The organism is Ruegeria sp. CL6 (genome assembly GCF_056536465.1).
This window is the reverse complement of sequence record NZ_JBQFPR010000002.1, coordinates 130,629-148,283: the sequence shown is the minus strand read 5'-3', so window position 1 is coordinate 148,283 and position 17,655 is coordinate 130,629. Positions and strand designations below refer to the sequence as shown.

The 17,655-nt window shown below is 57.9% G+C and carries 19 protein-coding genes; 5 read left to right on the top strand and 14 right to left on the bottom strand.

Annotation, left to right across the window (positions count from 1 at the left end):
* Positions 1-25: 25 nt before the first annotated feature.
* The 8 genes from ACR0LH_RS05720 to ACR0LH_RS05685 all read right to left on the bottom strand — a co-directional run bounded on the left by ACR0LH_RS05720 (position 26) and on the right by ACR0LH_RS05685 (position 7,346).
* On the bottom strand, positions 26-1,255 hold the full coding sequence (locus tag ACR0LH_RS05720) for an MFS transporter (RefSeq protein WP_480720037.1): 1,230 nt from the start codon (positions 1,253-1,255) through the stop codon (positions 26-28).
* Between the two features lie 70 nt (positions 1,256-1,325).
* Entirely contained in the window at positions 1,326-1,922 is a 597-nt protein-coding gene (locus ACR0LH_RS05715; protein WP_480720036.1) for a YceI family protein, read from the bottom strand.
* Positions 1,919-3,133: an MFS transporter gene (locus tag ACR0LH_RS05710; RefSeq protein WP_480720035.1), complete on the bottom strand. Its 1,215-nt coding sequence runs from the start codon at positions 3,131-3,133 to the stop codon at positions 1,919-1,921. The genes ACR0LH_RS05715 and ACR0LH_RS05710 overlap by 4 nt, the downstream gene beginning before the upstream one ends.
* Before the next feature lie 64 nt (positions 3,134-3,197).
* Positions 3,198-3,818: an ImuA family protein gene (locus tag ACR0LH_RS05705; protein ID WP_480720033.1), complete on the bottom strand. Its 621-nt coding sequence runs from the start codon at positions 3,816-3,818 to the stop codon at positions 3,198-3,200.
* A gap of 48 nt (positions 3,819-3,866) precedes the next feature.
* A complete protein-coding gene (locus tag ACR0LH_RS05700; protein WP_170383947.1) occupies positions 3,867-4,448 on the bottom strand; it encodes a TIGR02281 family clan AA aspartic protease in 582 nt (193 codons plus the stop codon).
* Positions 4,449-4,489: 41 nt separating this feature from the next.
* Positions 4,490-5,110: a MarC family protein gene (locus ACR0LH_RS05695; RefSeq protein WP_170416984.1), complete on the bottom strand. Its 621-nt coding sequence runs from the start codon at positions 5,108-5,110 to the stop codon at positions 4,490-4,492.
* On the bottom strand, positions 5,107-5,499 hold the full coding sequence (locus ACR0LH_RS05690) for an ACT domain-containing protein (RefSeq protein ID WP_480720031.1): 393 nt from the start codon (positions 5,497-5,499) through the stop codon (positions 5,107-5,109). Before ACR0LH_RS05690 ends, ACR0LH_RS05695 begins: the two co-directional genes overlap by 4 nt.
* The gene (locus tag ACR0LH_RS05685) at positions 5,496-7,346 is read right to left on the bottom strand and encodes an ABC-F family ATP-binding cassette domain-containing protein (RefSeq protein ID WP_480720030.1); all 1,851 of its coding nucleotides are present in this window, start codon (positions 7,344-7,346) and stop codon (positions 5,496-5,498) included. The genes ACR0LH_RS05690 and ACR0LH_RS05685 overlap by 4 nt, the downstream gene beginning before the upstream one ends.
* 109 nt (positions 7,347-7,455) lie before the next feature.
* Between ACR0LH_RS05685 and ACR0LH_RS05680 the strand changes: the two genes are divergently transcribed.
* A complete protein-coding gene (locus ACR0LH_RS05680) occupies positions 7,456-8,658 on the top strand; it encodes a multidrug effflux MFS transporter (protein ID WP_480720028.1) in 1,203 nt (400 codons plus the stop codon).
* A gap of 103 nt (positions 8,659-8,761) precedes the next feature.
* A complete protein-coding gene (ndk, locus tag ACR0LH_RS05675) occupies positions 8,762-9,184 on the top strand; it encodes a nucleoside-diphosphate kinase (RefSeq protein ID WP_480720026.1) in 423 nt (140 codons plus the stop codon).
* Between the two features lie 54 nt (positions 9,185-9,238).
* Here ndk and ACR0LH_RS05670 read toward each other — a convergent pair whose 3' ends face one another.
* The gene (locus ACR0LH_RS05670; protein WP_480720025.1) at positions 9,239-9,586 is read right to left on the bottom strand and encodes a TfoX/Sxy family protein; all 348 of its coding nucleotides are present in this window, start codon (positions 9,584-9,586) and stop codon (positions 9,239-9,241) included.
* 316 nt (positions 9,587-9,902) lie between these two features.
* Here ACR0LH_RS05670 and ACR0LH_RS05665 point away from each other — a divergent pair, with 316 nt between their 5' ends.
* The 3 genes from ACR0LH_RS05665 to ACR0LH_RS05655 are packed head-to-tail and all read left to right on the top strand — an operon-like array spanning position 9,903 to position 12,643.
* Positions 9,903-11,420: a CHAD domain-containing protein gene (locus ACR0LH_RS05665; protein ID WP_480720024.1), complete on the top strand. Its 1,518-nt coding sequence runs from the start codon at positions 9,903-9,905 to the stop codon at positions 11,418-11,420.
* A gap of 3 nt (positions 11,421-11,423) precedes the next feature.
* Positions 11,424-12,179, top strand: a complete 756-nt coding sequence (locus ACR0LH_RS05660) for a ParA family protein (protein WP_480720023.1) — start codon at positions 11,424-11,426, stop codon at positions 12,177-12,179.
* A complete protein-coding gene (locus ACR0LH_RS05655) occupies positions 12,176-12,643 on the top strand; it encodes a CYTH domain-containing protein (protein WP_480720022.1) in 468 nt (155 codons plus the stop codon). The genes ACR0LH_RS05660 and ACR0LH_RS05655 overlap by 4 nt, the downstream gene beginning before the upstream one ends.
* On the opposite strand, the gene ACR0LH_RS05650 is transcribed toward ACR0LH_RS05655, so the two are convergent.
* The 5 genes from ACR0LH_RS05650 to ACR0LH_RS05630 all read right to left on the bottom strand — a co-directional run bounded on the left by ACR0LH_RS05650 (position 12,624) and on the right by ACR0LH_RS05630 (position 17,636).
* A complete protein-coding gene (locus ACR0LH_RS05650; protein ID WP_480720021.1) occupies positions 12,624-13,934 on the bottom strand; it encodes a sensor histidine kinase in 1,311 nt (436 codons plus the stop codon). The genes ACR0LH_RS05655 and ACR0LH_RS05650 overlap by 20 nt on opposite strands.
* 49 nt (positions 13,935-13,983) lie before the next feature.
* Positions 13,984-14,664, bottom strand: a complete 681-nt coding sequence (locus ACR0LH_RS05645) for a response regulator transcription factor (protein WP_480720020.1) — start codon at positions 14,662-14,664, stop codon at positions 13,984-13,986.
* A gap of 183 nt (positions 14,665-14,847) precedes the next feature.
* Entirely contained in the window at positions 14,848-16,284 is a 1,437-nt protein-coding gene (locus ACR0LH_RS05640; protein ID WP_480720018.1) for a Do family serine endopeptidase, read from the bottom strand.
* 59 nt (positions 16,285-16,343) lie between these two features.
* The gene (locus ACR0LH_RS05635; RefSeq protein WP_480720016.1) at positions 16,344-16,682 is read right to left on the bottom strand and encodes a hypothetical protein; all 339 of its coding nucleotides are present in this window, start codon (positions 16,680-16,682) and stop codon (positions 16,344-16,346) included.
* A 354-nt stretch (positions 16,683-17,036) separates the two neighbouring features.
* Positions 17,037-17,636 carry a nucleotidyltransferase family protein gene (locus ACR0LH_RS05630; protein ID WP_480720015.1) on the bottom strand — a complete coding sequence of 200 codons (600 nt, stop codon included), beginning with the start codon at positions 17,634-17,636 and terminating at the stop codon, positions 17,037-17,039.
* Positions 17,637-17,655: the final 19 nt, after the last annotated feature.

The window sequence follows — 17,655 nt, the reverse complement described above, 5'->3', positions numbered from 1 at the left end:
GGATGCGAAAATCCGGCGATCAGGGCTAGGACTTGTGTTCTTCCCGCGACTTCTTCAGCAGCCGCCCGATTGTGAAAGAGGTGCGCGGCGCATAGACGTAATTCGTGCGCTCCTCGGGTGTTGGACGCGACTGCATCCGCGCAAGGCCGAAAACAATCAACCCGACATGACCAACCGCCACAAATGCGAACAGGGCACCCGGTCCGAACTGCTGAATCAGGGTGGATGAGATGTACGGAGAGGCAATGGCCCCGAGCGCGTACCAGAACATCAATGCAGCAGATAGCTCGACCCTCTGTTCCGTTGTTGCAAAGTCATTTGCGTGGGCGGACGAGACCGAAAAGATGGGAAAGGTCGTCAGGCCAAACAGTCCGGCGGCCAACATCACGCCCAACGTCCCGGCACCGCTTGCGGCCATGGTCACGCCGCAGCTTAGAACGGCGGTGACCGATAGCCAGATCAACACCCAGCGGCGGTCATATTTGTCGGCCAGCCAGCCCAGAGGGTACTGCGCCAGCGCTCCACCCAAGACAAAGGACGCTAGGAAGAAAGCGATCTGATCCACGTCCAATCCAACCTCTTGCCCGTAAACCGGCCCGACCATCCGAAACGATGCCGAGCTTAGCGCGGCCACAATAACGCCTGCCACGGCCAAGGGGGAGCTGTGCCACGCAAGCTTGGGGCGCAACCGCGGCGCGTCGGGGGTTTTCGGCTGGCTTGCCCGGGTCAGGGCCAAAGGTAACAGGGACGCGCAGCACAAAATTGCCAGCAGATTGTACGAGACATAGGACGCAGGCGGCAGAACGGCGATGATCAACTGCGCACACAAGGACGCGCCCATATCTGCGATCCGGTACGTGCCCATCGCGCGCCCGCGCGTCTCGTTGGTCACCTTGGCGTTCAGCCAAGCCTCGATCACGGTATAGCACCCGGCGACGCAAGTGCCTGACGCGATACGAAGCACGGCCCAGACATATGGGTTTTCGGTCAACGTATGCCCCAGAAGACCCATTGCACCCAAAGCGGTGCAGACAGCAAAAGCCCGCGAGTGACCGACGCTTCCCATAAGGCGCGGTGCCCACCAGCAGCCGACAAAGAACCCGATAAAATGTGCCGAGCCTAAAAGACCGATCTGCTCGGTCGTGAACTCAAGCGTGAGTCCCGAGATGGCATCCAAAGGGCCGACGCCGCCGGTCGAAAGCTGCAGCAGTATGACCGAGAGGAACAGGGCGGCAAAAGAAATGACGGTGCGCATAATGGCCTCAGATTGGCGCATCCAGAGCGGGACGCGCGCAGCTTATCGACTTTGTAGCGTCGTTTTTCGTCTATCTGGTACGTTTGATACGGGCCTGAATGTCCAGCCCGACAGTGTCCTGCACAAGATGAGCATAGCCGGACGCGCCGAAGTCGTGCCTGTTTAGTGCTCCGGTCAGGCGGATCGAAAGGTCATCAAGGCTGTCGGTAGCGCTGCCGCGTTCCCGAAACAGGTTCGCCTGCAGCGCGATGTGGCGGGTGATGTCCCGAACGGTCAGGTCTCCGACGATCTTGGCTCCGCGAGAAATACGACCTCCTTCACCCAGTAGGATACTTGTCGACTTGAATTGAATGGTCGGGAAAGTCGCGGCATCCAGTACGCTTTCGCTCAGCATCGGTTTGCGGGCGAAGGGGATATTTGTGCGGGCGTCGGCAACACTCAGCACAACAGCAACGCGGCTGTTTGGCAGGTTGCCAAGGTCGATCTGAATTTCAGCGCTTTGGATCGGCATCCTACCGGATTGGGTGATGCCCGAAAGCGCGAAGGTAAATTCGACGGATGTCCCGTCTTGCACCAGTTCGTAAGGTTGCAACGCGGCCAAGGCGGGGCGGACTATCGGTAAAGTGGCAAGCCCGGCCAATACTGTACGCCGCGACAGAAAGGTCATGCAGGCAGCTCTTGTCTGCGCGGACGCGACCGTTTCAGCAGCATCAGCAGGATGGCGATGTTCAGACCGTTCCAGAGGATGCCATTGATAAAGGCCAGTTGGTAATTTCCGGTGACATCGTAAATCCACCCGGACATCCACCCGCCCAGAGCCATACCCATGATTGTCATCATCATGACAAAGCCAACCCGCGCACCGGCCTCTTGTGGAGGCATATATTCGCGCACGACCAAAGCATAGCTGGGCACGATCCCACCCTGCGCCAGCCCGAACATGAGGCTGATGACATACAGGGAAACCATCCCGTCATACGGAAGGAACAGGAACAGGGCGACGCACTGTAGGACCGACCCGATCAGCAACGTGTACAGACCGCCCAGCTTATCCGCGACCATCCCTGAGATAACCCGGCTGACCACACCGCCAAGTAGCATCAGTGAAAGCATCTCGGCCCCGACCGCCGGGCCATAGCCCAGCCCGACGCAGTACGAGACGATGTGAACCTGCGGCATCGACATCGCCACGCAACAGCCGATCCCGGCCAGACCCAGAATGTATTGCAGCGCTCGGGGGGATATGCCGACACTGTGCGCGTTGATCTGCGCGTTTGCGGCGGCGGTCTGGTGGGCCTCGACCGGGACTTGACGGCGCAGCAGCAGGGACAAGGGGATCACGACGACCAACGTGATGATCGCCAGCGTCAGATAGACCTGCTGCCATCCCTCACGCGCCAGAATACCGGACAGCAGGGTCGGCCAGATTGCGCCCGACAAGTAGTTCCCGCTGGCCACCAGCGCCACAGCGATACCGCGCCGCTTCATGAACCAGTGCGAGATATCGGCGATCAGCGGCCCAAACCCGATCGAAGTTCCCAGCCCCAGAAGCAGATGAGCGGCGGACAGCAGCACCATATTCGGCGCCCATGTTGCAAGCAGGTAGCTGATTGCGCTCAGTACCGCGGCCCCGATCAGCGCCTTGGTCACGCCCAGCCGATCAACCAGTTGGCCCAGCCACATGTTGCCCAGCGCAAAGCCGATCATGGACAGGACATACGGAAACGATGCTTCGGCGCGGCCTGCGTCGAACTGCGCCTCGATTGCGGGCATCACCACGATCACAGCCCACATACCCACATTCGCCACCATCGCAATGGCGAGCGTGATCAAAAGGCGAAGCCAGGAATAGCGGCTGTCGTGGATCGGATGGCTCATTCCGGCACGCTAGGGCGCGGGTTTAGTTTTGGCTAGTCACATCTTGCGTGATCTTCTGCCAGTGTCACACGCGGGCGTCTTCGGTTTTCACCCGGCGCAGGTTCAGCCCCGCACGCGGTTTGGTCTGAGTGGCCTGCCAACTGACCGGGGGCAGGGCGCGGGCGCGGCGGCGGGTCAGGGTCCAGCGGCGGGCCTCGCCCTGATGATCGGTCGCCATGTGCCAGCGCGTCTCAACCCCCTGTGCGCCGCCATCGCCGGGGGTCAGCAGCAACCCCAGCGGAGCCCGCCCCATCGCGCCGCCCTGTTCGGCGGCCAGATGCATCCGGCGCACGGGTGTCAGGCCGGGGGCACCGGGTAAATCTCCGACCACCAGCGGAATGGCCCCACTGCGCAGCGCCTCTTCAAGGCACCACAGCACGTCTTCGGCACGGGTGGGGTGGACAAAGATGAACCGGGCCGGATCCGCAAAGGGCATCATCCCGTCGGGGTTCAACTGGCCCGGCTCCCACGCAGGGGAAATCCACAGCACCGGTCCCTGCGCCTGACCCGCCAGCCACATGGCAAAGCTGCGCCGGGCGGGGCCGCAGGCTTCGTGCACGCGACCCAGTTGCAGGGCGATCTGCGGATCAAGGTTTATGCCCGGCGCTTCACGCGCGGGTTTGCGGCCAAGAAGATGGGTAGACATGCTTTCAATCTAGCATGTTCTCACTTTGTTCTCAATTCGGAAATGCCCTCAGCGGGACAAAATCATCCGGCCGTCTGCAAACTGGATGTTCGAGAACCTGTGCAGGTAATCCATCCCCAGAAGGGATTTGTGCAGCTCGCCCTCATTGATCCAGGCCGAGACATTCTGATCGGTGATTGGACCCACCGTGAAGGTCTCAAGCCGAACGGGTGCCGTCCGGACTTCTCCGTTCGCGGTGGCCGCGCGACCGAAATAGTTCAGCTGATCGGGATCAATGCCTACGCGGGTGGCGTCCTGAGCGCTCAGGACAATCTGACTGGCACCGGTATCGACAAGGAAGGTGATCGGCTCTCCGTTCACCAAGACGGGCAGGTAGTAGTGACCATCATAGGCGCGCGGAACCTCGATCGTCTCGCCCGTCACGGTCATCTGAGGGGCAGGGCCGGTGGTTGTGCGAATGTCTTCCCATAGGCCGACCACGGCAATCACGCCGATAAAGATGAACACCCAGGCCATCGCCTGTTGCAGCGTTTTATTCAGGGTTTGCCGGTTCTGAGACAAAAACCAGGCAACGACAGCCGCCCCAAGCAGCCCCAAATAAGCAAGACGCGCAATGTTGTCGCCATCCATACCGAAACCTCAACACTAAACTCTTGCACGTATATGGGGATTTATGACGCGAATCCAAAGTCCTTGAGGCCGTCCAAAATGAATTGAACCGATAGCGCCGCCAACAGCATCCCAAGCAGGCGGGTCAGCACGTTCAAACCCGTTTTGCCAAGCAGACGCGCAATCATTCCCCCTGACAGGAAAAATATGAACACCACGGCCATAACCGCCAGCATCACCGCGCAGGCGGCGGCGATCCCCTGAATGCCGGGGTTCTGACCTGCAAGCAGGATAATCGTCGCTATCGAACCCGGCCCGGCAATCAGCGGGATGGCCAAAGGAAAGACGGACGGGTCAGGGTGTTCTTCTTCTTCGGCCCGGTCTTCGCGCCGTTTCGTGCGCCGTTCAAACAGCATGTCCAGTGCGGTCAGGAACAGCAATGCGCCTCCGGCCACCCGGAACGCGGCCATCGAAATGCCCACAAACCCAAGCACCGCCTCTCCAAAGGCTGCAAAGGCGATCAGGATGCACACCGCTGTCAGGCAACTGCGGATCGCGGTTTTGCGCCGTGCTGCAGTCTCCATGTCTTGTGTCAGAGCGACGAAAATGGGCGTCGTGCCGAACGGGTCGATCACAACGAACATGGTGGTGAAAGCAGTTATGAAAAAGGCGAGGTCGATCATTCCCCACTACCTTGTTGCAGATCCATCAATTTGGCCACAGCTTTGTCGGCCAGAGCGCTTGGAACGTAAACGTGATCGTGATGGTAACCCGCAACCATGTTCGCCGGGATATTGTGCCGAGCCAATGCGCCCGACACAGCCGCCGTCAGCCCGACGCCTTCCAGCGATGAATGGACCTGCAACGTGATACACCGCATTGCAACCGCGTGTTTGGGCGCTGCGTGGCGCGGTACGATAAGGGACAGCCCTTCGGCTTCGGCGCAGCTTGCCCTCGTGCCTTTGGGCCAGTCCTTCTCATCAGGCCAGGTGACAAAAGCGTATTCTCCGGCCAGAAGCTGCGGGCGCATACCCGCAATCATGGCCTGTGTCTCGACAACAGGTTTCTTCATGGCGCTTCGGCTTCTTCAAGACGTTCCGCCGCAGCGACCCAGAGGGCTTCGGCCTTTTGCATCGCCTCGACCACCTCGGCGAATTTGCGGTTCCATGTTTCCAGATCGTTGATCCTGTCGTCTTCGTACAGCAACGGGTCCGCAAGCTTGGCCGAGAGCTTTTCGTGCATATCCGTCAGTTTCTCGATCCTGTCCTCGCACTTTCGCAGATCCGCACGCAGGGCCAGCATCGCCTCGCGCGAAGGGCGTTTGGGTTTTGCGATCTGGGGCTTGGTCTTTACGGGTTTTTCGCGGGCCAGCAGCAAGGCGCGGTATGCCTCAAGGTCGCCGTCAAAGGGTTTGACTGTGCCGTCAGACACCAGCCAAAGCCGGTCCGCAACCAGCGACAGCAGGTGCATGTCGTGACTGACCAGAACCACTGCGCCTGAATAAGCGGTCAGGGCTTCGACCAGTGCTTCCCGGCTTTCAATATCCAGATGGTTGGTCGGCTCGTCGAGGATCAACATATGCGGGGCGTCAATCGTTGCGATCAACAGCGACAGCCGGGCCTTTTGACCACCCGAAAGACGACCAACCCGAGTTTCGGCCTGATCCGCATTCAGTCCGAACCCAGCTAGTCTTGACCGCCATTTACCCGGAGCTTCATCCGGCCGCAGGCGGCGCAAGTGGTCCAAGGGGGTTTCGTCAACATACAACTCATCGACCTGATGCTGCGCGAAATATCCGATACGAAGCTTGTTGCTGCGGGTCATTTTTCCGGCCATCAGGGGCAGGCGATCAGATAATAGCTTGGACAGCGTCGATTTTCCCTGACCGTTCTTGCCCAGCAGCGCGATCCGGTCGTCCTGATCGATGCGCAGGTTCAGGCGGCGCAAAACCTCGGTCTCGCCGTATCCGGTCACGCCACCTTCGATCTGGATGATCGGCGGCGAAAGCTCCTCGGGCTCGGGGAAGGAAAATGCGCGCAGGGCAGCCTCTTGCGGGGTCGAGACGAGTTGGATGCGCTCGATCATTTTCAAGCGCGACTGCGCCTGTACAGCCTTTGACGCCTTATACCGAAAGCGATCCACGAAACTTTGCAGATGAGCGATGCGCGCCTTGGCCTTGGTGTTTTCGGACTCGGCCTGTGCCAGACGCTCGGCGCGGCGTTCGGCGAATTTGTCGTAAGGCACCGCGTAGTACGTCAGTTTGCGGTCCTCCAGATGCAGGATCGAGCCGACAGCGCGGTTCAGCAGCCCACGATCGTGGCTGATGATGATCACGGTGTGCGGGTATTTGGACAGGTAGCTTTCCAGCCACAAGGCGCCTTCGAGGTCCAAATAGTTGGTCGGTTCGTCCAGAAGCAGCAGGTCGGGTTGCGAGAACAGAACGGCCGCCAGCGCAACACGCATCCGCCATCCCCCCGAGAAATCCGAGCAGGGGCGTTGCTGGTCCGCGTCGTCAAACCCCAGCCCCTTGAGGATCGAGGCCGCTCGCGCCTCGGCTGACCATGCGTCGATATCGGTGAGACGGGTTTGAATCTCGGCAATGCGGGCGGGGTCTGTGGCACTGTCGGCCTCGGCCATCAGCACGCTGCGCTCGGTATCGGCGGCAAGTACGGTGTTGATCAGCGAGACATCGGACGAGGGGACCTCTTGCGCCACGCCACCAATGCGAGCGCGTTTCGGCAGCACGATATTGCCGGATTCCAGAGCAAGCTCTCCGCGGATAAGGCGGAAAAGGGTGGTTTTGCCTGTGCCATTGCGACCCACAAGCCCAACCTTGTGACCATATGGAATGGTTGCGCTTGCCCCGTCAAAAAGCGGGCGGCCTTCGACGGCATAGTTGATGTCTTCGATCCGTAACATGGGCCGCTCTTAGCAGAGCCGTGATGCGGCCGCCAGCGGCTTGCCATGTTCAATATCTACGCGATGTGCTAGCGCTGTCTCATTTGTTGTAACGAAACGGTTTTTTGGCATGCGAGCGGCCCAAACGCCCCCATCCCTGATCACGCTGATATTTGCCACGGCCCTATCTGTGTTGTCGTTGAACATGTTCCTGCCGTCACTGGCGAACATGAGCGCAGATTTTGAGGCAGAGTACGGCGTCGTGAACCTTTCGGTGGCTGGCTACCTCGCAGTTTCAGCGGTGCTTCAGTTGATCATGGGGCCACTGTCGGATCGTTATGGGCGAAGGCCAGTGCTGTTGATCTGCATGTCCATTTTCGTCTGCGCCTCGGTAGGTTGTGTTTTGGCCGAAACGATCTGGTTGTTCCTCGGGTTTCGCCTGATGCAGGCCGCAGTGGTGGCGGGGTCGGTTCTGTCCAGCGCTTCGATCCGCGATCGCTATCCGCCGAACGAAGCGGCCAGCAAACTGGGCTATGTGACGATGGCGATGGCTTTGGCACCGATGTTGGGTCCGATGCTGGGTGGTGCATTGGACATGCTATTCGGCTGGCGCGCTGGGTTCGTTTTGTATTCGCTGCTGGGCGCGGGACTTTTGGTTCTGCTGTGGTTCGATATGGGGGAAACCAACACGAACCGTTCGTCTACATTCGCAGCACAGTTGCGCGAGTACCCACATCTGTTCCGCGCCCGCAGATTCTGGGGCTACGCCTTGTGCGCGGCGTTTTCGATTGGCGGCTTTTTCAGCTTTATTACAGGCGCCCCCCTAGTGGCCGCCGCGTGGTTCGATCTGAGCCCCGCGATGCTGGGGCTTGGTATCGGGATCATTACCGGTGGCTTTATGGTTGGTAACTTCATCACGGGACGCATCGCCGCGCGCACGAGATTAACGACGATGATCCTGATCGGACGGATCGTTGCCTCGACCGGACCGTTCTGTGGATTGCTTCTGTTTCTGGGCAACGCGGGTTCGGTCTGGGTGTTCTTCGGCTCGGCCATCTGCGTAGGCTTTGGCAACGGATTGACCAATGCCAACGCATCGGCCGGGGTGATGTCGGTGCGGCCAAAACTGGCAGGCAGTGCGGCTGGTCTGGCTGGGGCAATGATCGTGGCGCTTGGTGCGGTGCTGACCTCGGCGACTGGTGCCCTTGTCAGTGCGGAAAACGGCCCATTCGTTGTGTTGTCGATGATGTGCGGCAGCAGCTTCGCGGGGTTGTTGGCTGTGCTCTATGTGCGTCGCGTTGACCGGTTGGACCCGTTGCCGGGCGCGATCTGATCGCTTGGCCATCATAGTGCTTTTCTTGACGCGCATACCGTGCTAGGCGGCGCGCGATGGATTTGGGCGCGAGCCTCGCGCCGAGCATTAAGGAGAGCCCGACATGGCACTGGAACGCACTTTCTCGATCATCAAGCCTGACGCAACCCGCCGCAACCTGACTGGCAAGATCAACGCCAAGTTTGAAGAAGCTGGCCTGCGCATCGTTGCGCAAAAACGCATCCACATGACCAAAGAACAAGCCGGCAAGTTCTACGATGTCCACGCCGAGCGTCCGTTCTATGACGAGCTGTGTGAATTCATGTCGTCGGCTCCGGTCGTTGTTCAGGTTCTGGAAGGCGAAGGCGCCATTGCCAAGAACCGTGAAGTCATGGGCGCAACCAACCCCGCCGACGCAGCCGCAGGTACCATCCGCGCCGAGTTCGCTGAATCCGTTGGTGAGAACTCGGTCCACGGTTCGGACGCACCTGAGACCGCAGCGGTCGAGATCGCGTACTTCTTCTCGGGCATCGAACTGGTCGGCTAATACGTCGCCTAGTAAGATTGAAAGGCCGCCTTCGGTTTTCGGGGGCGGCTTTTTCTATACGGACTTCAGGTCGTCCGCTGAGACGCGGACTCCGATCGCATCAAGGTCCAGGATCATCTGGGTTTCAGGCGCAGTTTCAATGCTGGCCTTGATTGCATCAAACCGTTGACGCAGCGCTTTTTTCTCGTCGCCTTTGCAATCGTTCCAAGGGCGTCCCTGCAGGCCCATGACCAACACATAGTAACCGATGAAATGTGGGCGTGATCCAGACCTAAGCAACTTAGCATAGGCCGCATCTGCTCCGATCTCACGCAGTTCCTGCGCAGAATGAATACCCGCGCGAGCGCAGGCTTGCTCGTAAGCGGGTCCAAGATTTCGGATAGAAGAAACCGGGTCAGTCATGCTTGTGTCTTAGCGATGCTAGCCAATGCTGTCATCAGATAGTTCAGGTGACGTTTAACACTGCCTTTGTCATGGCCATACGGTGGATTGATTTACTTGATTTTGTCGGAAGGCGGCGATCTGATGACCTTATGCTGTCATTAATACCCAAAACCTGGGAAGCCCGGGAACAAAGCGCAAAGCACGTGAAAAACCTGCCCTTACGACGGGGCAGCAAGACGCTCTTGATTTGCGGGAAGTGCGCGATACGAAGCCCGGCTACCGTTGATAGCTTTGTGAACGGCCTTTGCGTGTGGGTGCCGATGGAAAGATCACGATGAAAGGAAAGGACACCGTTTTTTTCCTGCCAGAGCGGTTTGAGCCGAACCGGTTATCGAAGTCTCTCAAAAATCTCACATTTAAGGTTGAGCCAGCCGCAGCGGAACAGACCTTTGATGTGCTGGATTGCCACGATCAGTCGATCAGAGCGTCTGGAGACCTCTTGATCCAGTCAGGCGGGGCGCTGCGCATTTTCCAAGGGCGCGGCGGCACTGCTTGGCAGAGAACAACCGGAAATGGGAAATTTGCACAGGATCTTCCAGATGGTTCAGTCAGAGCCGCCTTGAAAACCTTTCCGAGGTTGCGTGCGTTGACCAGCGTGGGGAAGGGAACACTCCAGACCCAAAGGTTTGTGGTTTTGGATGACCAGCTCAAGACGCAGGTGCGCGGCGCTGTGATGTCTTTTGGGGCAGGCGAGCACCGCGCGAGTGTCGTGATCGCCCATAAGATGAAAGGCTACGATCGCGCTTTCAAGGCAGTTTGCAAGACTTTGGGCACGCTGACTTCGGAGGCAAGCGGGGTGGAAACTCTGTTCGGCGCGCTGTACCCCGGCATGGTTCCATATCAGGCAAAGCCAGAGATTTCGCTGGGCAAGAATGAGCCGTCAATTGAAGTGGCAACGGATATCATTCGGACTTTCATGGCCGTTGCGCGCCAGAACGAGGCTGGCGTGATTGCTGACATCGATACCGAGTATCTGCACGACTATCGCGTATCCTTGCGGCGTGTCCGCTCGGTGTTGAGCCTTTTCAAGGGTGTGTTTTCAAGCGAACAAACGATTACCCTGAAACACGCCTTTTCAGACCTAATGGCCCCCACGGGCCGGGTTCGCGATCTTGACGTGTACTTGCTGGATAAAGATATATATTTCAATCTGATACCATCCAATCTTCATCTCGGTGCAGAGGCGATGTTCCACCAGCTTGAGCAAGAGCGTTCGCAAGCCTTCAACGCTCTGTCACAGCGTTTCAAGTCCGTTGCTTATGACCTTCAGATGAATGAGCTGACCGCTCTTTTTGCGGACGTTGGAAATCTGGAACCGGGTCCGAACGCAACCCGTGAAGCCTATGGGTACGCCTGCGCCCTGATTTGGAAACGCTACCGAAAGGTTTGCAAGCTGGCGCGGCAAATCACGTCGGATACCCCGGACGGATTGGTGCATGACTTACGGATCGACTGCAAGAAGCTGCGGTATCTGATGGAGTTTTTTGGCCCTCTTTTCGACGCGCGAGATTTTAAGACAATCATCAAGCCGCTGAAAAAGCTGCAAGATAGCCTTGGAGTGTTCAATGACTGCTCGGTCCAGCAAGAGGCGCTTTTGGAGTTTGTTGCGCGGCAAAGCAACTCTCAGAAACGTGCAAACGCACAGCTTGCCATGTCCGTCGGCGGGTTGGTTGCCGTGTTGGATCAACGGCAGAAATCAGAACGAGACCGCATCATCGCAAATTTCCGGCATTTCGACAGCCCGAACATCAGAAACCTGTTTCGCAGCCTGTTTCACCACAAGGAGGACTAGGGATTGAAGATCATAGCCTGTTACAGCAACAAGGGCGGCGTTGGCAAAACAGCGACAGCGGTCAATCTGGCCTATGCCTACGCGACGGCTGGGAAAACTGTTCTTCTGTGTGATCTGGACCCTCAGGGGGCGTCAGGGTTCTACCTGCGGATTAAACCCTCGAAAAAGCTGACGGATTCTCGTTTCTTCGAGGATGTAGAGCGCTTTGTTAAATCCATCCGGGCAAGCGATTTTGAGGGGCTGGATGTTTTGCCGGCGAACATGACCTTTCGCGACTTTGATGTGTTTCTGTCTCGCATGCGCAACAAGAGATCACGGTTGAAGAAAGCTCTGGTCGCGGCAGGCAGCGACTATGACGTGATTATTTTGGACTGCCCGCCGAATTTTTCGACTCTGTCCGAGAACATATTCAAGGCCGCAGACCAGATCGTCGTACCTGTTATTCCGACGACACTGTCCGAACGGACCTTCGACCAACTGGTGAGTTTCTTTGACCAGAAAGGACTGCCAAAGAAAAAGCTGCGCGCCTTTTTCTCGATGGTGCAACGCCGAAAGACATTGCATGTGGAAACGATGATAGTGATGCGAAAACTGTATCGAAAGCGGTTCCTGCTGGCGTCGGTCCCGTTTGCGGCTGATATCGAACGGATGGGGCAGAACAGGGCACCCGTCAGTATCTTTGCCGGTCAGAGCGCGGCCAGTGCCGCGTATCTCGCGCTCTATGATGAGTTGGAAAACGGAGTGGTTTCAGACAAATGAGTACCGAAATCGAACGCAAATTCCTTGTGGCTGACCTGCCGGATCTGAGACGCGCGGACAAAGCCGTCGTTCGGCAGGGCTATCTGACATCGCCCGACGACTCGGCTGAGTTGCGTCTGAGGCAAAAGAACGATCGGTATTACCTGACCCTCAAGGGCGGTGGCGCAATGGTTCGGGTCGAGCGTGAGGCGGAAATTTCGGCAGAGCAGTTTGAAACCTTCTGGCCTGAAACCGAAGGACGCCGGGTCGAGAAAGAGCGTTTTACCGGCGTGCTTTCCGACGGACGTGTGTTTGAGCTGGACGTGTTTCAGGGGGATCTTGCCCCGCTGCAACTGGTAGAGGTCGAGTTTTCGACCGAGGCCGAGGCGCTTGCCTTTACACCCCCGAATTGGTTCGGCGCGGATGTGACGTCGGACAACCGGTACAAGAACAGGGCAATGGCGATTAGTGGCGTCCCAGCTTGATGGTCGCTTGCAGGCCGGGATTGCAGTTTCTTGCTGTGAAAGCGCCACCATGCATATGTGAGATTGCAGCAACCAGCGCCAGTCCAAGCCCCGCGTTTCGTTCGGTTCGCGCAGGATCAAGCGTGACAAAGGGTACTTGAAGGCGGGGCAGGTCCTCGTCTGGAACGCCGGGGCCGTGATCACGGACACTCATACAGGCAAAGGGACCATCCTCGGAAATCGTGATGTCTATGGACGTGTCTTGAGGCGCATAGCGCAAGGCATTTTCCAACAGGTTCGACAGGGCCTGAGACAACAAGGGGCGGTGACCCTGTATTGGCTTTGCCTCTCCGTTGACAGTGATCTGAACACCTTGATCCGAGGCCACGGGTTCATACAGTTCAACAACATCACCAACCAGTTGTTGCAGATCAACGGTTTCAAATTGTTCGCGCCCCACACCGGCCTCGGCTCGTGAGATGTCAGTAAGCTGGCCCAACACCCTGAGAACATGGTCGATTTCGGCTGTAGCCCGTGCCACATCAATCTCTCGGTCCAGGTCCGTTTTGCTTGGGTCTGACAGGGTCTCCACTCTCTGGCGCAGACGCGAAAGAGGGGATCTGAGGTCATGCGCGATCGAATTTGAAGTTGTGCGCAGGTTGCTGATCAGTTCCTCGATCCGGTCCAACATGGTGTTGAGCGTTCGGGCCACCTGATCAAACTCATCACCTGTTCCGCGTAAGGGCATTCGCCGGGACAAATCGCCCGACACAATATTCTCGGCAGTGCTGGCTATGTCCGACAGGCGAGAGAACACCAGCCTTGTGAACAACCAGCCTGTCAAAACACTAAGCGCAAGGGCAATCGCCAGCGCGATGCCCACCGAACGCAAGAGAACCCGGTCAAACTGCTGTCGCGCCAGGGCGTCCCGTCCGACCAGCAGACGTTCGCCACCCGGTAAGCGGATGGAGGCGGCGGAAATGGGAACCAATTCGTCATTGTCGGCGCGGCGAAGCTCCAAATCGACCCATCCGCTTCCGGCGGTGACGTCCGCAGGCCATTGTTTGAGGTTGCCAGCAAGTTTCGCGCCGAAGCGATCGGTCAATAGGTACAGCGCGTCCCGCTCGGACGCAGAGGGCAGGCGTCGTTCGATGGCCGTCAACAAACCGATAAGGCCGCGTCTTTCGTATTCATCGGCCAACCCGGTCAGTTCGGCGGATACGACCGATCTTGTTTCACCTTCGATGCTGCGGTTCGCCGTGACATAGACCAAAGCCAGCACCGTCGCGGTCAGCAAGGTGCTGAGGACCATGCTGGCGAATACCAATCTCGTTCGGGAATTATTGAAGGAGAGTTGAAGGTTATCCATCAGAGATCATGTAGCCGGCACCCCGGACGGTTTCAATCAAAGGCGGTCCGCCACCTTCATCCAGTTGACGCCGCAGTTTTGAGATATGGACGTCAACCACGTTCGTATTCGGGTCGAAATGGTAATCCCAAACACCTTCGAGCAGCATCGTGCGCGACACCACTCGGTTCTTTCTTCGCAAAAAATACTCAAGGATCTGGAACTCGCGAGGGGTCAGCGAAACCTCGTGCCCGTCGCGCGTGACTTTGCGGGTCAGCAGGTCCATCTCAAGGTCGCGGCACGTCAAGGTCGCGTTTTCTTCGGATTCCTGAGGGCGTCGCAACAAAGCCTCAATGCGGGCGTGTAACTCTTGGAAAGAAAAAGGTTTTACGAGGTAGTCATCAGCGCCCGAGCGCAGCCCCTTGACCCGCTCATCGACCGCGCTCATTGCTGTGAGCATAAGGACGGGGGTCTTCAGGCCCGCAGCCCGAAGGGAACGGATCAGGGACAACCCGTCCAGCCCCGGCAGCATCCGGTCCAGCACAATGGCGTCAAACCCGCCGTCGGTGGCATGATACAGACCTTCACGGCCATCCGTGGCCTGTTCGACCGCATAGCCTTCTTCGCCAAACCCTTTGGCGATGAACTCGCGGGTGTCTTCATCGTCTTCAACGATCAGCAGGCGACGGCTCATGATCCGAACTCCTTTCTACTGGTATTTAAACACAAAATTTCGGGTAAAGCACTGGTTTTAGGGAAAGAACGTGCCGGGTGCGTCGTTGCGCACCCGGCAGTCCCGGCGGATAGCGGACAATTCAATCCACCGGGGAGGCGCACGCCAGATTCTCCCCATCACGTGGCGCGCGCGGGTGTCAGATCAGGCGATTTCCACCGCAACGAAGATCTGGTTGCCGCCACGATTGATCAAAACCAACGCGGGATCGGTCTTTTCGCTGTCCAGCGCGGCCTTCAGCGCATCCGGCGTGACGGTTTCCTGCCCGCCGAGCTTCACGATCACATCGCCACGCTGGAGACCCGCTTTGGCCGCCGGGCTTTCGGGCGCAAGATCGGTCACGACCACGCCGTTAACGTTTTTACCAACTCCCATCTCGGCACGGGTCGCGTCGGTGAGCGGTGCAACGGTAGCGCCCAGGGCGGTACCCGATACAGTTTCGTCTACGGACTTATCAATCTCGGCCGAGGCGCTCTCGTGCTGTCCAATGGTCAGCTCAACCTGCTGTTCCTTCCCGTCGCGCAGAACTGTCAGAGTGCTGTCGGTACCCACTTTGGTGGTGCCGACCAACAAGGGCAGGTCGCTGCTTGAATCGACGGGCTCATCGTTGAACGTCAGGATGATGTCGCCCTGTTCCAGAACGCCTTGCGCGGGGCTGCCATCGACGACATCCGAAATCAGCGCGCCAGTCGAAGCGTCAATACCCATTGCTGCCGCAATTTCCGGGCTGACATTCTGGATTGAAACACCCAGCCAACCACGGCTGACCTGACCGTCATCACGCAGGTCGGCTGCGATGTGCTCTACGATGTTCGAGGTAACGGCAAAGCCCAGACCAACCGAGCCGCCGCTGGGAGAGTAGATCGCCGAATTCACGCCGACAACCTCGCCCTGCATGTTGAACAGCGGGCCGCCAGAGTTGCCCTTGTTGATTGCCGCATCGGTCTGGATGAATTCAGCATACGGTCCTTGCGAGATGTTGCGGCCCTTGGCCGACACAATCCCGGTCGTCACGGTCGAGCTAAGGCCGAATGGGTTGCCGATGGCAACGACATCTTCGCCAACTCGGATTACGTCGCTATCGCCCAGTTCAACGGCCTGCAGAACATCTCCGGTATCGATTTTCAGAACGGCGATATCGGTCAGCGGGTCGGTGCCGATAACTTCTGCGTCATAGGTGCGGTCATCGTTCAGACGAACGGTCACGCTGGATGCATTGTCGACAACGTGGTGGTTCGTGACGATATAGCCCGCCTCATCCAGGACGAAGCCCGATCCCAGCCCCTGTGCCGGGCCACGCTGCGGGGCGTTAAAGCCTTCGGGGGTGCCGAAGCGTTTGAAGAATTCACCGAACGGATGGCTTTCAAAGTTAAAGTCCTGCCCCTGCGCTGGCATCGGGCGCGCGTCTTGTTCCGCTATGATGGTCACGACTGAGGGTGACACTCTCTCGACCAGATCAGCCAGCGCTTCGTCCGCCTGTGAGGGAATGGCGGTGCTTGCCAGCAACGCAGCGCTCAGCGCGCTGACGCCGACCCAACTGGTCGTGCGCGGGATAAGAAGAGAGGATTTACGGATGCTCATTTTTGTCTCCTGTTTGTCTCACGCGATTGCGGCCGCGCGTTAAAACAGCAGATGCAGCATCAGTCTTTGTCTTTCCTGTGAGAAAAGTTAAGAAAACTTAATTTAGCCACAAAGCGTTCTTCCAATGTGCCGGTCGGACAGAGCGATGTGGTTTGAATCGCCGAATCAACGATGCGAATCGGCAAATTGTTGCCGATCCAAATGCCAAATTGCGAAAAGGGCCGGATTGAAACAGTTTTGTTAACAAAAGAACGGCCATTTTGGGCAGTTGGTTTTCTCTCTCTTTTGGGTTGTGGATCGCGTGGCAGCAATTCTCTCAATCCCGCGAACAACCCTGCGGCAAATAAATGAAACAGCGTATAAGCATGATCAAATGGCCTAAAATACTCAAAAAACACTCGCACGGCGCTCTATCTAGGATTGTTTTTCGCGTTGCGGCATGTTGCGTAAAAACCATTCTGATACGTCGAAAATTAACCGTATGTCCTAGTTTTGCGTTGTTTGGGTCGGACGGATCGGTGACGATGAATTTGCCCAAGCGAGGGGAGCCAAAGGCACTAGGGGGTGCCGATGGCTTGTCACAGTCACTGGAAGCGCTGAGCGGCATGTTAACGAGGGGGTCTTGTTTAGGTTCGGCGGCGGAATAGCCAGCGTGCTTTATTGCACAAATGGCCGCGCTTTCAGGATTGATGAAAAGTGGTAGTCCTGTTTTGGGCACCGGCCCGGTCTGAAAAGACCGGGCCGCGTTCGTTTCAGGTGTCCCTGTTTTGCCGCCACGCATCCCAGTCTTGAGGCGTGTCCAGATCGAGAAGCGCGTTCTGTTTCGGCAAAGCTTCCATGTGAACTTTGCCGGCATGGGCACGCACAACGGATTGCGCGCCTTCGTCACCTTTCAGGCGGGCCAGTTCATTAAAAAGCTGCCTGTCAAAAATAACGGGGTGACCGGGTTTGCCCTGATCGGTCGCTCCACGCCAAATCAGGTGACCGGGATGGCGACGGACAGCGTTGATAACGGTGCTTAGGTCATCCGATGTAATGTCCGGCAAATCGGCCAATAGGATCATCACGCCGTTGGCCTCGGTCGGGACATGAGCCAACGCGCCGCGCAAGCTGGCGTTCATTCCTTCGGCCGCGTCTGCAATTTCGATCCTTTGCAGGTCCAGCCCGTCCAGCGCGTCGTATCTGGCATGCGGTTTGGGCGGCAGCGCGACGATAACAGGCCCGGCCTTCATCGCGATCCGAGCCGAACGCCGCAATAACGGTATCCCGTCGACGTCCTGCAGCAATTTGTCCTTGCCTTCCATGCGACTGGATTGCCCTGCGGCCAGAAGGATAATGGGTAACGGAATCATGGCGCTACAATGCCGGTGG